At 68.4% G+C, this 13810-nt stretch carries 13 protein-coding genes; 8 read left to right on the top strand and 5 right to left on the bottom strand.

Annotated features, from left to right (window positions below; translation table 11 throughout):
• Window positions 1-42: 42 nt before the first annotated feature.
• A complete protein-coding gene (locus A5745_RS13915; RefSeq protein WP_076116681.1) occupies window positions 43-591 on the top strand; it encodes a TetR/AcrR family transcriptional regulator in 549 nt (182 codons plus the stop codon).
• A gap of 36 nt (window positions 592-627) precedes the next feature.
• On the opposite strand, the gene fadD8 is transcribed toward A5745_RS13915, so the two are convergent.
• Entirely contained in the window at window positions 628-2262 is a 1635-nt protein-coding gene (fadD8, locus tag A5745_RS13910; RefSeq protein WP_371336943.1) for a fatty-acid--CoA ligase FadD8, read from the bottom strand.
• Window positions 2263-2347: 85 nt separating this feature from the next.
• On the opposite strand from fadD8, the gene A5745_RS13905 reads away from it, so the two are divergent.
• The 6 genes from A5745_RS13905 (at window position 2348) to A5745_RS13880 (ending at window position 9154) form a co-directional block, all read left to right on the top strand.
• The gene (locus tag A5745_RS13905; RefSeq protein ID WP_076116677.1) at window positions 2348-3964 is read left to right on the top strand and encodes an amidohydrolase; all 1617 of its coding nucleotides are present in this window, start codon (window positions 2348-2350) and stop codon (window positions 3962-3964) included.
• Complete coding sequence (locus A5745_RS13900) at window positions 3961-4932, top strand: o-succinylbenzoate synthase (RefSeq protein ID WP_076116674.1); 972 nt, start codon at window positions 3961-3963, stop codon at window positions 4930-4932. The genes A5745_RS13905 and A5745_RS13900 overlap by 4 nt, the downstream gene beginning before the upstream one ends.
• Window positions 4929-5717 carry an alpha/beta fold hydrolase gene (locus A5745_RS13895; protein WP_076116832.1) on the top strand — a complete coding sequence of 263 codons (789 nt, stop codon included), beginning with the start codon at window positions 4929-4931 and terminating at the stop codon, window positions 5715-5717. The genes A5745_RS13900 and A5745_RS13895 overlap by 4 nt, the downstream gene beginning before the upstream one ends.
• 34 nt (window positions 5718-5751) lie before the next feature.
• Window positions 5752-7386: a 2-succinyl-5-enolpyruvyl-6-hydroxy-3-cyclohexene-1-carboxylic-acid synthase gene (gene menD / locus A5745_RS13890; protein WP_076116672.1), complete on the top strand. Its 1635-nt coding sequence runs from the start codon at window positions 5752-5754 to the stop codon at window positions 7384-7386.
• Between the two features lie 8 nt (window positions 7387-7394).
• Window positions 7395-7922 carry a DUF3592 domain-containing protein gene (locus A5745_RS13885; protein WP_076116830.1) on the top strand — a complete coding sequence of 176 codons (528 nt, stop codon included), beginning with the start codon at window positions 7395-7397 and terminating at the stop codon, window positions 7920-7922.
• 77 nt (window positions 7923-7999) lie between these two features.
• Complete coding sequence (locus A5745_RS13880; RefSeq protein ID WP_076060968.1) at window positions 8000-9154, top strand: glycosyltransferase family 1 protein; 1155 nt, start codon at window positions 8000-8002, stop codon at window positions 9152-9154.
• 47 nt (window positions 9155-9201) lie between these two features.
• Here the strand turns inward: A5745_RS13880 and A5745_RS13875 are convergent, their stop codons facing one another.
• The 3 genes from A5745_RS13875 to A5745_RS13865 form a co-directional block, all read right to left on the bottom strand.
• The gene (locus tag A5745_RS13875; protein ID WP_076060871.1) at window positions 9202-9462 is read right to left on the bottom strand and encodes a hypothetical protein; all 261 of its coding nucleotides are present in this window, start codon (window positions 9460-9462) and stop codon (window positions 9202-9204) included.
• Between the two features lie 50 nt (window positions 9463-9512).
• Window positions 9513-12359, bottom strand: coding sequence for a type 2 lanthipeptide synthetase LanM (lanM, locus tag A5745_RS13870; protein WP_175879822.1), 2847 nt, complete (start codon window positions 12357-12359; stop codon window positions 9513-9515).
• 141 nt (window positions 12360-12500) lie between these two features.
• The gene (locus A5745_RS13865) at window positions 12501-12761 is read right to left on the bottom strand and encodes a Nif11 family protein (protein WP_076060875.1); all 261 of its coding nucleotides are present in this window, start codon (window positions 12759-12761) and stop codon (window positions 12501-12503) included.
• 180 nt (window positions 12762-12941) lie between these two features.
• Between A5745_RS13865 and A5745_RS13860 the strand changes: the two genes are divergently transcribed.
• The gene (locus A5745_RS13860; protein ID WP_254848574.1) at window positions 12942-13688 is read left to right on the top strand and encodes a demethylmenaquinone methyltransferase; all 747 of its coding nucleotides are present in this window, start codon (window positions 12942-12944) and stop codon (window positions 13686-13688) included.
• Window positions 13689-13695: 7 nt separating this feature from the next.
• On the opposite strand, the gene A5745_RS24395 is transcribed toward A5745_RS13860, so the two are convergent.
• The coding region (locus A5745_RS24395; protein ID WP_175879821.1) for a class I SAM-dependent methyltransferase at window positions 13696-13810 on the bottom strand (115 nt) is incomplete at its 5' end.

Raw genomic sequence — 13810 nt, 5'->3', positions numbered from 1 at the left:
CTCCGCTTAGTCGATGGTAGCAGAAACGGAGGACCCTCCGCTTTGTCAGGCAGTGCCCGGTCCGACGCGCGCCGCAACCGCGAAAGGTTGCTCGAGGCGGCGACCGCGGCGTTCACCGCCGCGAACGGTGGGCCGGTCGCGCTCGAGTCGATCGCCCGCGAGGCCGGTGTCGGTGTCGGCACGCTCTACCGGCACTTCCCGAGTCGGGAAGCCCTCGTCGAGGCGATCTACCGTGCGGAGCTCGCTGAGGTGGCGGCCGCGGCCGAGCGGCTGCTCAAGAGGCATCCGCCGAAGACCGCCCTGCGCCGCTGGATGGACCGCTACGCCAGCTTCGTGGCCGCCAAGCGCGGGATGGCCGAGTCGCTGCAGGCCATCTTCGACTCCGGCGCCATGGAGCCGAGCCAGACTCGCGACAGCATTGTCGCCGCGACCGACACGCTGTTGCGGGCCGGCGCCGACGACGGGACCCTCCGCCCCGATGTGCAAGCCGAAGATGTGGTGTCCAGCCTGATCGGAATCTTTCTCGTCAGCGGTTCTCCGGAGCAGACGGGCCGCATGCTCGACCTGCTGGTGGCGGGGATCGCCGCCTGAGGGAGCGCCCGGCCAGCCGGGCGCCCGGCAACTAACTCAGCCGACCGCGCGTCCCGCGCCTTCCCAGAACTGCGCGCGGACGGCCTTCTTGTCCGGCTTGCCCAGCCCGGTCAACGGCAGGGACTCGGCGATGACCACCCGCTTGGGGGACTGCACCGAGCCCTTGCGGTCTTTGACCGCGGCCTGGATCTCGGCGGTCATCGCCTCGATCGCGGCGTCGTCGCGGGCCGCATCGGAGCGCAGCACCACCACGGCGGTGACGGCCTCGCCCCATTTGTCGTCCGGGGTCCCGACGACACAGACCTGCGCGACGGCCGGATGTTCGGCGACGACGTCCTCGACCTCGCGGGGAAACACATTGAAGCCGCCGGTGACGATCATGTCCTTGACCCGGTCGACGATGAAGTAGAAGCCATCCTCGTCCTCGCGGGCCATGTCGCCGGTGTGCAGCCAGCCGTCTTTAAAAGTCTTCGACGTCTCGTCAGGTAAATTCCAGTAGCCGCCGGCCAATAACGGTCCGCTGACACAGATTTCGCCCGGCTCGCCCTGCGGCACCGGCTTGCCGTCCTCACCCAGCAGCGCGACCCGCGCGAAAAGCGTTGGGCGTCCACAGGATGTCAGCCGCTTCTCGTCGTGATCGGCCTTGGGAAGGTAGGTGATCACCATCGGCGCCTCGGACTGCCCGTAGTACTGGGCGAAGATCGGGCCGAACCGCCGGATCGCCTCGGCCAGCCGCACCGGGTTGATCGCCGAGGCGCCGTAGTACACGGTCTCCAGCGACGACAGGTCGCGGGTGTGCGAATCGGGGTGGTCCATCAGCGCGTACAGCATCGACGGCACCAGCATGGTCGCCGTAATGCGTTGCTCTTCAATGACTCTCAGCACCTCGGCGGGATCGAACTTGGCGAGCACGATCATCTGGCCACCCTTGACCAGGGTGGGCGTGAAAAATGCCGCCCCGGCATGCGACAGCGGCGTGCACATCAGGAAGCGCGGATTCTCCGGCCATTCCCATTCGGCGAGCTGGATCGACGTCATGGTGGCGATGTTGCCGGTGGTGCCGATCACGCCCTTGGGCTTGCCGGTGGTGCCGCCGGTGTAGGTCAGGCCGCCGATATGGTTCGGCGGCAGGTCGGCAACGACTAGCGGCTTCGGCTCGTACTTGGCGGCCTCGGCGGACAGGTCGACGGCCACGCCGCTCAAAGCCTCGGGAACCGGACCGATGGTGAGGATCCGCTTCAGCGAGTCCACCTTTTCCAGCAGTCCCAGCGCGCGCTCGACGAAATTCGGGTTGGGATCGATGATCAGCGCGCTCGCCCCGGCGTCGTTGAGTACGTAGGCGTGGTCGTCGAGCGAGCCGAGCGGGTGCAGCGCGGTGCGCCGATAACCCTGGGTCTGGCTGGCGCCTAGGATCATCAGGACCTCGGGACGGTTGAGCGACAGCAGGCCGACGGTGACCCCGGTGCCGGCGCCCAGTGCTTCGAACGCCTGCGTGTACTGGCTGATCCGCTCGGCCAGCTGGCCGCCGGTCAGCGTGGTGTCGCCGAGGAAGAGCACCGGCTTGTTCTTGTGGCGCTTGAGCGAGCCCACCAGCAGGTGGCCGTTGTGGGTCGGGTTGCGCAGCAGCTCGTCACCCATGGCGCCGCTCCTCCTCGTCACTTCGTTCTGCATCGTCGCCGGCGCGACTCATGGCCCAAGACTAGAACGTGTTGCAATTCGGGTCGGTCGGACCCTGGGATCACTAGGATTCCTGCACATGGCTGGGGCCGATCTCAAGGCAGATGTCGTCATCACCGGAACCGTGCTGACCGTCGACGACGCGCGCCCCACCGCCGAGGCCGTGGCCGTCGCCGATGGCCGTATCACCGCCGTCGGCACCCGGTCCGACGTCGAGGGCCTGATAGGCCCCGGCACCCAGACCATCGACTTCGGCGACGCCTGCGTCATGCCGGGATTCGTTGAGGCGCACGGCCATCCGCTGATGGAGGCCGTCGCGCTGTCGGACCGGATCGTCGACATCCGCCCGGTCACCCTCCGGGGCGCCGACGACGTCGTCGCGGCCGTCCGGCGCGAAGTGGGAAAGCGCGGCGCGGACGGCGCCTACCTCAACGGCTGGGATCCGCTCCTGCAGTCCGGACTTCCGGAGCCGACGCTGGCCTGGCTCGACGAAATCGCGCCCGACGGGCCACTGGTGATCATCCACAACTCCGGGCACAAGGCCTTCTTCAACTCGCACGCCGCCCGCCTCAACGGGCTGACCCGCGACACGCCGGATCCCAAGGGCGCCCGGTTCGGCCGCGACGCCGGCGGGGAACTCGACGGCACCGCCGAGGAGATCGGCGCGGTGTTTCCCCTGTTGGCCGGCGCCGTCCAGCCCGCCGACTACCCGGCGATGCTGCACGCCGAATGCGCCCGGCTCAACCGCGCCGGGCTGACCACCTGCTCGGAGATGGCCTTCGACCCCGCGTTCCGGCCGCTGGTCGAGCAACTGCGCGGCGAGCTCACGGTGCGGCTGCGCACCTACGAGATCTCCAACCCGCAGATGTCGACCACCGCGGCACCGGGCGGCGGCGACGACATGCTGCGCCAGGTCGGCATCAAGATCTGGGTCGACGGGTCACCGTGGGTCGGCAACATCGCCCTGTCCTTCCCCTACCTGGACACCGATGCGACCCGCACCATCGGCGTGACGCCCGGCTCGTGCGGATGCGCCAACTACACCGCCGAGCAGCTGACCGAAATCGTCGGCGCCTACTTTCCGTTGGGCTGGCAGATGGCCTGCCATGTGCACGGCGACAACGGCGTCGACACCATCCTGGATGTCTACGAAAAAGCACTGCAGCGCTGGCCCCGTCCAGACCACCGGCTGCGGCTCGAGCACGTCGGCGCCATCCGGCCCGAACAACTCAAACGCGCCGCCGAGCTCGGCGTCACCTGCAGCATCTTCGTCGACCAGATCCACTACTGGGGTGACGTCATTGTCGACGGCCTGTTCGGACCCGAGCGCGGATCCCGTTGGATGCCAGCGGGATCCGCGGTCGCCACGGGGATGCGCATCTCGCTGCACAACGACCCACCGGTCACGCCCGAGGAGCCGCTGCGCAACATCAGCGTGGCCGCGACCCGGACGGCGCCCAGCGGCCGGGTGTTGGCGCCCGAGGAGCGCCTGACGGTCGAGCAGGCGATCCGCGCGCAGACCATCGACGCCGCCTGGCAGCTGTTCGCCGACGACGTAATCGGCTCGCTGGAGGTCGGCAAGTACGCGGACATGGTGGTGTTGTCGGCCGATCCCCGCGCCGTGCCGCCCGAGCGGATCGCCGAGCTCGACGTGCGCGCCACGTTTCTGGCGGGCCGCGAGGTCTACCGCCGGTGAAGCCCGCACTGGACGACCTGCTGGACCGCCTGCACGTGGTGGCGCTGCCCATGCGGGTGCGTTTCCGCGGCATCACCACCCGCGAGGTCGCGCTGATCGAGGGCCCGGCGGGCTGGGGCGAATTCGGTGCGTTCGTGGAATACGGGCCCGCCGAGGCCGCCGCGTGGCTGGCGTCGGGTATCGAGGCCGCCTACCGTCGCCCGCCGCCGGCGCGACGCGACCGGATCCCGATCAACGCCACCGTGCCGGCCGTTTCCGCCGATGAGGTCGGCGAGGTGCTGGCGCGGTTCCCGGGGGCGCGCACGGCCAAGGTAAAGGTCGCCGAACCGGGACAGACGATCGCCGACGACGTCGAGCGCGTCAACGCCGTGCGGGAGCTGTGCCCCACCGTGCGGGTGGACGCCAACGGCGGCTGGACCGTCGAACAGGCCGTACGGGCCGCGGCCGCCCTGACCGCCGACGGCCCGCTCGAGTATCTCGAGCAACCCTGCGCCACCGTCGACGAACTCGCCGAACTGCGCCGGCGGATCGACGTGCCGATCGCCGCCGACGAAAGCATCCGCAAAGCCGACGACCCGCTGGCCGTCGTCCGCGCTCGCGCTGCCGACGTCGCGGTGCTGAAAGTTGCTCCGCTGGGCGGGGTTTCGGCGCTGCTCGACATCGCCGTGCGGATCGACATCCCCGTCGTGGTCTCCAGTGCGCTGGACTCGGCGGTCGGCATAAGCCATGGCCTGACCGCCGCCGCGGCGCTACCGCAACTCCGGCATGCGTGCGGGCTGGGCACCGGCGGCCTGTTCGCCGAGGACGTCGCCGAGCGCGCCGCACCCGTCGACGGGAGCCTGGCCGTCGCGCCGGTGACGCCGGATCCCGCGCGGCTGGGGGAGCTGGGCGCGCCGCCGGCGCGGCGGCAGTGGTGGATCGACCGGGTCAAGGCCTGCCACCCGCTGCTTGTAACGTGCTCCGAGTGACCAACCTGGCTTACGACGACCGCGGGACGGGCGAACCCGTCGTCTTCATCGCAGGCCACGGCGGTGCCGGGCGCACTTGGCTGCCGCATCAGGTGCCGGCGTTTCTGGCGGCGGGTTATCGCTGCATCACCTTCGACAATCGCGGGATCGGTGCCACCGAGAACGACGAAGGGTTCACGACGCAGACCATGGTCGCCGACACGGCGGCCCTGATCGAAAAGCTGGGCGCTGCACCGGCCCGCCTCGTCGGCGTCTCGATGGGCTCCTACATCGCCCAGGAACTCATGGTGGCCCGGCCCGATCTGGTGAGCGCCGCGGTGCTGATGGCGACGCGCGGCCGCCTGGACCGCGCGCGGGAGTTCTTTCACCAAGCCGAGAACGAGTTCTTCTCGTCCGGTGTCAAGCTGCCCGCCGGCTATGAAGCGAAAATGCGCTTGATGGAAAGCTTTTCGCGCAAGACCCTCAACGACGACGTGGCGGTCGCGGACTGGATCGCGATGTTCAGCACGTGGCCGGCCAAGCAAACCCCGGGAACGCGCTGCCAGCTGAACATCTCTCCGCAGACCAATCGGCTGCCCGCCTACCGCACCATCTCGGCGCCGGTGCTGGTCATCGGGTTCGGCGACGACCTGGTGACGCCGCCGCACCTGGGGCGCGAGGTGGCCGACGCCATCCCCAACGGCCGCTACGTGCAGATCCCCGACACCGGTCACCTCGGCTTCTTCGAGCGGCCGGAGGTCGTCAACGCCGAGATGTTGAAGTTCTTCGCCGACGACAAGGCCTGAGGCCAGTTCAGCGGCCCTGTGACACCCTGTAGGAGTGAACCCCTCGACGACACAGGCCCGCGTCGTCGTTGACGAGCTGATCCGCGGCGGCGTCCGCGACGTGGTGCTATGCCCCGGCTCGCGCAATGCCCCGCTGGCGTTCGCGTTACAGGACGCCGATCGTTCCGGCCGGCTCCGGCTGCACGTCCGCATCGACGAGCGCACCGCCGGCTATCTGGCCATCGGTCTGGCGATCGCGGCCGACGCGCCGGTGTGCGTCGCGATGACGTCGGGCACTGCTGTAGCCAACCTCGGCCCGGCGGTGGTGGAGGCCAACTACGCGCGGGTGCCGCTGATCGTGCTCTCGGCCAACCGGCCCTACGAATTGCTCGGCACCGGGGCCAACCAGACCATGGAGCAGCTGGGCTACTTCGGCACCCAGGTTCGCGCCACCATCAGCCTGGGCCTGGCCGAGGACTCGCCCGAGCGCCTGCCCGAGTTCAACGCCACCTGGCGATCGGCCACCTGCCGAGTGTTGGTGGCCGCCACGGGTTCTCGCACCGCCAACGCCGGCCCCGTGCACTTCGACATCCCGCTGCGCGAGCCGCTGGTGCCGGATCCGGAACCGCAAGCGGTGACGCCGCCGGGCCGGCCCGGCGGCAAACCGTGGACCTACACCCCTGCGGTCAGCTTCGACCAGCCGCTCGACATCGACCTGGCACCCGACACGGTCGTCATCGCCGGGCATGGGGCGGGCGCGCAGCCCGAGCTGGCGCAATTGCCCACCGTCGCCGAGCCGACGGCCCCGCCGCCGGCCAATCCGCTGCATCCGCTGGCGCTGCCGCTGCTGCGCCCCAAGCAGGTGATCATGCTGGGCCGCCCGACCCTGCACCGGCCGGTGTCGGCGCTGCTGGCCGACCCGCAGGTGCCGGTGTACGCGCTGACCACCGGGCCGCGCTGGCCCGACGTCTCGGGTAACTCGCAGGCCACCGGCACCCGGGCCGTCACCACCGGGACGCCGAATCCGGCGTGGCTGCACCGCTGCGCGGAGATGAACCGCCACGCCGTCACCGCGGTCCGGGGCCAGCTCGCGGCCCACCCGCTGACCACCGGCCTGCATGTCGCGGCCGCGGTCGCCGACGCGCTGCGCCCGGGCGACCAGCTGGTGCTCGGGGCGTCAAACCCGGTGCGCGACGCGGCCCTGGTCGGCCTGAACACGCACGGCATCAAGGTCCGGTCCAACCGTGGCGTCGCCGGCATCGACGGGACGGTCTCGACCGCGATCGGGGCGGCACTGGCCCATGAGGGGCCCCATGACGGGCGCACCGTCGCGCTCATCGGTGACCTCACGTTCGTCCACGACAGCTCCGGGCTGTTGATCGGCCCCACCGAGCCGACACCGCGGCGCCTGACCATCGTGGTGTCCAACGACAACGGCGGCGGCATCTTCGAACTCCTCGAGCAGGGCGACCCGCGGTTCTCCGACGTGTCGTCGCGGATCTTCGGGACGCCGCACGATGTCGACGTGGGCGCGCTGTGTCGCGCCTACCACGTGGAGAGCCGGCAGATCGAGGTCGAAGAGCTCAACGCGGCCCTCGACGAACCCGGGGCCGGTATGCGGGTGCTGGAAGTCAAGGCGGACCGGTCTTCCCTGCGGCAGCTGCACGCCGCCATCAAGGCGGCACTATGAGGATCGGTGTGATATCGCCGAAGACGTTGTTGCGCATCCTCATTCACGGCCGCAGTGATGAACCGCCGAAGACCCGCCCGAGAATCGCGTTGCGGTGGGTGCGCATTGCCGTGCTGATCGTGGCCGGCTTGGTCACGCTGCAGTCGGTGCTGCTGGTCGCCGGCGCCTGGCGCGACGACATTGCCATCCAACGCAACATGGGCGTCGCGCAGGCCGAAGTGCTCAGCGCCGGGCCACGGCGATCCACGATCGAATTCGTCACGCCCGAGCGAATCACGTATCGGCCCGAGCTGGGCGTGCTGTATCCGTCGGAATTGTCTACCGGCATGCGGATTTACGTCGAATACAACAAACGGGATCCGAACCTGGTCCGCGTGCAGCACCGCAACGCCGGGCTCGCGATCATCCCGGCGGGCTCCATCGCGGTGGTGGCCTGGCTGGCCGCCGGCGCCGTGTTGGCCGTCCTGGCGCTGTTGGACAGGCGGCTGGACGGCCGGGTGACGGGCGCCGAGGAGTCGGGCGAATCGCCGTCGTAGGGCGTTAAGCAGCAGATTTCGCGCCCCGTATGCCCGTCGGCAACCTTGACGACAGCCAATGCTGGCATGGTGATGGCGTGCGCGTTGCAATCGTCGCCGAATCATTCCTCCCCAATGTCAACGGTGTCAGCAATTCGGTGCTGCGCGTCCTGGAGCATCTGCGCCGTACCGGTCACGAAGCCCTTGTGATCGCACCGGACAATCCGCCGGGCCAGCCCCGGGCGGATCGGGTTCACGACGGCGTGCGGATACATCGGGTGCCGTCGCGGATGTTCCCCAAGGTGACCACGCTGCCGCTCGGTGTGCCGACGCCCCGGATGCTTAGCGTGCTACGCGGTTTCGATCCCGACGTCATGCACCTCGCGTCTCCGGCGCTGCTCGGTTACGGCGGAGTGAAGGCGGCCCGGCGGCTGGGGGTGCCGACGGTCGCGGTGTACCAAACCGACGTCCCCGGTTTTGCGGCCAGCTACGGGATTCCGATGACGGCACGCGCGGCGTGGGCGTGGTTCCGCCACCTGCACAGCCTCGCCGACCGCACCCTGGCCCCATCCAGCGTGACAATGGAATCTCTTGTGGCCCACCGGTTTCCGCGGGTACACCGATGGGCGCGCGGCGTCGACGTGCTGCGATTCGCGCCGTCGGCGCGCAGCGAGGCCCTGCGCCGGCGGTGGTCGCCGCAGGGCAAGCCCATTGTCGGGTTCGTCGGCCGCCTCGCGCCGGAAAAGCACGCCGAGCGGTTGGCCGCGCTGAGGACCGACGACTCGGTGCAGCTCGTCATCGTCGGCGACGGCGTCGACCAACGCAAACTGCAGTTGGCAATGCCCACAGCGGTTTTCACCGGTGCGCTGTATGGCGAGGAGCTCGCCGAAGCATATGCCAGCATGGACGTCTTCGTGCACACCGGCGAGCACGAGACGTTCTGCCAAGTCGTGCAGGAAGCGCTGGCGTCGGGACTGCCGGTGATCGCCCCCGACGCTGGCGGACCGCGTGACCTGATCGCTCCTTGGCGGACCGGACTCCTGTTGGGAGTCAACGAGTTCGAGGCGCGGTTACCCGGCGCCGTCGCGCACCTGCTCCAAGAACGCCACCGCTATTCGCACGCCGCTCGGCGCAGCGTACTCGGCCGCAGCTGGCCGGTCATCTGCGACGAGCTGCTCGGCCACTACGAGGCCGTTCTTTCGCCATACGCCCCGGCGCGCATGTCGTTCCGGCGGCACGCGCAGGGTGAGTGAAGATCACCGGATACGACGAAAGTATTTGTGTCCGGGCGGTTTGGGCGCTACGGAGTCTTCGCCTGATCGTCGGTGGGCCACGTCAATATCCCGCAGCAGACCGAATGGCTCGATGCCGGTTCCACCACGCCCGGTCGGCGTACCCACCCCGTGATGTCAAAACCTGCCTCAGCCGCGATCCCGACGATCGTGTCCTGTCCCTCGCGGAACGCGGTGGCGAGCGAACGCTCCAAATCGAGGACACGGAGCTTTTCTTCCGGGTGGTCGACGAGGTAGTGGAGAAACCCAGCCATGGCCGATTCGCTCATGAACGAGGCCTTTCTGTGTAGGCGCCGGTGCAATCGTAATGAGGCATGCGTCAATCGATCAAGGCGGCGGACAAGATCATCGGCAAGAGCGGCGCAGCTGTGCACGGCAGGCCATCCAGTAGCGCCAGGCCCACGCCCGCCGCGCCTTGAAACAGTCCGAGGACCTCGCCGAAGCTGAACGCATCTCGTGCGCGCCGATTTGCGAGCACCTGGCCCTCGAGGTTGTCGGCTGCTTCGGTCCAACGCGGGTCGCCGTCGCGACGACCGGCGGCACGCAGAATGGCCGCCCGACCAGAGCGACCGCAGCACAAGGAGTCCTCCGGCCGGGTGAGGTCGGTCGTCGCGTTCAGTGCGTGTTCGAGATCCGCATTGACCGCGTCGTCCCACAGCGGTGTGGTCTTGAGGCACAGCCGGGCCAACGCGATTCCGGGTGCTCCATGGCACCAGCTGAGCATGAATCGCGGCTCCTCCGACTCGATCTCGGTGCGCCTGTAGTCCGGCCAATTGCCCTCGGCCGGGACAAATTGCGATCGCTCATACCCCAACGCTCGCTCGGCGGCTTCGCGATAGCTACCCTGCCCCGTCACGGCGGCGAGACGCCCGAGCGCGGCGGCCCTGCCCGACGCTCCGTGGGAAAACCCGGTGAGCGCGCGGCCTCCCGTCGACGGCACCACCCAGCCGCCGTCCTTGCCCTGCCTATCGACGAGGTGGTCGCCGGCCACCCGTGCGAGTTGAACCGCAAGGGGTGTGCCGATCTTCAGCAGGGGGCCGATCAGTCCGGCGCACCCGAAGATGACGTCCAGATCCTCGTCGGCGCGGACAGTTTCCGGATCCAGCGAATTCAAAAGTGCGGGCAATCCGGTATCCGCCGCGCGACTTAAATCAGGCAGTTGGTCATTGAGCAGGATAAGCGCGAGCAGCTGGCCACCGGCTCCCGCCAGGCCGAGCGGTTTTTCCCGCCACCACCGCTGCTTGTCGAGCGCCGAATCCGCGAGCAACCGAACCAGATCGGCGCAGGCGCCCGCGGCCGCCCGGGCATACACGCCAGAGGTTCGCTGGTCCGATTGCGCACGCGCCAGTGCGGCGAGAAACAGCGCGATCCCCGTCCGGCCGCTGTAGAGCGATGGGCCGAGGGGCCCGTAGCAGGAGTGTTCCGCGTCGACCGCGGAGTCGATGCCGAGCCATTCCATGCTGCCGGTGTCGTCGGATACCGCTGTGCGAGATAGCAATTCGCCGATCGCAATGGCGGCGCCGAGACGGGTACCGGCCGTTGGCAGCTCGACGGTGGCGTCGGCCAACGACAAGTCGGGCTGCTGGTCGCGATGCGCCAGCCTGTCCTTAACGGACAGCAGTCCGTTGATCAGTGTCAGCTGCAGGTGGATTTCCTCGGAATCGAGTGATTCGATCCGGCGGCGTGCGCTGGCGAGACCGCTGCTGGAGAAGAAGCCCGCCGCGCAAGCACCATCGCCGAGCCGGAGGTCGCGTTCGGTGTTGGAGTGCTCGAAGAAGGGGACATCGAGGTCGCGCAGCTGAGCCAGCTCGGCATCGAATACGGCGTCGTCCGTTACCCCGGCCGCGGTCGCAATCGACTGTCCGAGGCGTTCCAGAACCTCTCGTTGGGCGGTTTCGCTCGTCATGGCCGCCGGCTCGAGCAACTGCCCACGCGCTTTCATGTAGGTCCACGTCGGCCGCCGAATGAAACGGCATCGCTGATCGCGGAACCGTTCGAGGTACCCGTTGCTGGCCAACCATGAGTCTTTATTTGCCACAACGACTTTGAGTTGCCCTTCGAATCCCGCGCAATAGTCGCGGGAGAACTTGTTGAGCGGGTTGAGGGTACCGATACCGACCGGCAACGACATGGGCTGGGCCGCGGTCCGTTCCGCGTCGCCGGTGACCATGCCGTCGGTGTTCAACGCCAGCCAACCCGTGAATTTCTCGTGAGCGGATTTCCGCGACTCGATTCCGAGCGCGCTGAAGTCGCGAGGCATGCGCTCTGGGCCGACGAAGAACCAGTGCGGCAGCAGCCCAATCCTGACGACAGAGTCGGCGAGACGCGTATCCAGTGCGGCGCGTGCGGTCGCCACGCCGGCGCCCGAAAACCCGGGGTGCAGGGTGCCCTGGAACAAGGTTTCGCCGTCGACGAGAATCAGCTGGTCGCCGTGGGCGATCACGTTCTCGTAATGGCAGTCATTGCAGCCCAGGATGTAGAGGATGGCGGTCAGACGTCCCGCGTTGCGATAGAAGCCGCGTAACTCTTCGTCACTCTCGCAGATTCGATGTCCGACATATTCCGCGTAACCGTAGCCTTCGCGCGGCAGAACGGTCAGGCTGCGGAGAGGCGGAGCGCCGGGGGTCGCCCGCGACAGGTCGGATATCAGCGCGTTATAGGCGGCATCGACCTCGAGATCCTTCGGCTTGTACACGACGGCTCGGGTGTCGGCGGCCGTCGCGAACGTCAGGATCGCGACGGTACGCCCGCCGCGGTGGGGATCGCTGAGGCCGGTCCGCACCCCGACGAGTCCGGCTTCGGATGGCAGGCCGAACGTTTCCGCCAGCACATTGCGATCGCGTCGGACTCGCTCAAGAAGCTCTCGGCTTGAATCCAGCCACGATGCGACCGTCATGCCGAGATGGCGTGCTAGCACCGGGTATTCGTCGGTCAGCTGCACTAGACCGTCCGCGCGGAGCGCTTCGAGCGCGCGACAATACAGCGTCCGCGGAAACCCGGCGTCCGAGGCTTGCAGATGCGCCTTGACTAACTCGGGAAGCGTTCGGTGGGTGTTGAAGAATTGCCAGACGACCGCCTCGCCGACCTCCGATAGCCGACCTGTCAGGTCGTCGCGCAGGTCCTGGATAACCCCCGGCTCGGGTCCGTCGGTCAGGCTCGAAGCCAAGACCGCACCGGCACCGGCGGCGATCGGCGCCCAAAGTTCAGCGAAAGAGGGTGCCGGGCCCGGTCGTGTGCCATCGTCTCGAATGGGCGGCGATTCGCGCAACCACGCCTGAATCGCTGAAAACCGCACCCGCCCAACCGATCACCAGAACGACGAAGTCCCCACCGCGCAACAGGTCAGTGAGCAGTGCGTCTGATGGCCAGACGGCTCGGGCTTGCCATCGGATGGCCGCTTGGCCCATTCGCTCAGGTCGAAGCCGGCCTGGGCAGCAATTGCGGCGATAGCGTCGGATTCGCGCCGCATGCGTCTGTCGGCCTCCTGCTCAGCCTGGACGACGCGTTCCCTGAGCGCCGCGTCGGACGCAAGGGCCTGAAAGAATTGCTCCAAGCTGTATTCGCTCATTCGCTGCCGCCCTTTCCTCGAGCCTGAGCGTACTGATCTCGGAAAATTGAGGCAAGACATGGAGCGGACGTGCTGAGCGCCAGGCTGGACCGTTCGCGAAAATTGGTCGCAATTCTGAATTTTCACGGCCCCCCGACCCGCTGCGCGGGCTGCGTTGTCGCTGGGCGTAGCGTCGACGGCGTGAGCCGCGCGGCGCTGGACAAGGACCCCCGCGACGTTGCGTCGATGTTCGACGGCGTCGCCCGCCGCTACGACCTGACCAACACCGTGCTGTCGCTGGGCCAGGACCGGTACTGGCGTCGCGCAACCCGTTCGGCGCTGAGGCTCGCGCCCGGCCAGAAGGTGCTCGACCTGGCCGCCGGCACCGCAGTGTCGACCGTGGAGCTGGGCAAGTCCGGGGCGTGGTGTGTGGCGGCCGACTTCTCGATCGGGATGCTCGCCGCCGGCGCCGCGCGCACGGTGCCGAAGGTCGCCGGCGACGCCACCCAGCTGCCGTTCGGTGACAACGTATTCGATGCGGTCACAATCAGTTTCGGCTTGCGCAATGTGGCCGACCCGCAGGCGGCGCTGCGCGAGATGGCGCGGGTCACCCGGCCCGGCGGTCGATTGGTGGTGTGCGAATTTTCCACTCCCACCAACGCGCTGTTCGCCACCGCCTACAAGGAATATCTGATGCGCGCGCTGCCGCGGGTGGCGCGGGCGGTGTCCAGCAACCCCGACGCCTACGTGTATCTCGCGGAGTCGATCAGGGCCTGGCCCGACCAGGCGACGCTGGCGGGTCGAATTTCGGCCGCGGGTTGGTCAGCGGTGCGGTGGCGCAACCTGACGGGCGGCACCACCGAGGGGCAGGCGTTCCAGTTCCTCGGCGCCGCGGTCGACCACTACTGCCCCGACCAGGTCGGCTTCGTACAAAGCGCCGGTCGCTAGGCCCCGGTCAACGCAGCGCCTTGTACGCGGCGTGCAAGGCGACAATGCCGCCCGTCAGGTTGCGCCACCGCACCGCTGACCAACCCGCGGCCGAAATTCGACCCGCCAGCGTCGCCTGGTCG

The sequence above is a fragment of the Mycobacterium sp. IS-2888 genome, assembly GCF_001954215.1.
GTDB lineage: Bacteria > Actinomycetota > Actinomycetes > Mycobacteriales > Mycobacteriaceae > Mycobacterium.
This window is presented reverse-complemented; position numbering and strand designations above follow the sequence as displayed.

Bases quoted from the DNA above. Each gene is read 5' to 3' on its own strand.
- fadD8 (WP_371336943.1), bottom strand. From the start codon at position 2,262: ATGCAGAACGAAGTGACGAGGAGGAGCGGCGCCATGGGTGACGAGCTG.
- A5745_RS13905 (WP_076116677.1), top strand. From the start codon at position 2,348: ATGGCTGGGGCCGATCTCAAGGCAGATGTCGTCATCACCGGAACCGTG.
- A5745_RS13875 (WP_076060871.1), bottom strand. From the start codon at position 9,462: ATGAGCGAATCGGCCATGGCTGGGTTTCTCCACTACCTCGTCGACCAC.
- A5745_RS13865 (WP_076060875.1), bottom strand. From the start codon at position 12,761: ATGAGCGAATACAGCTTGGAGCAATTCTTTCAGGCCCTTGCGTCCGAC.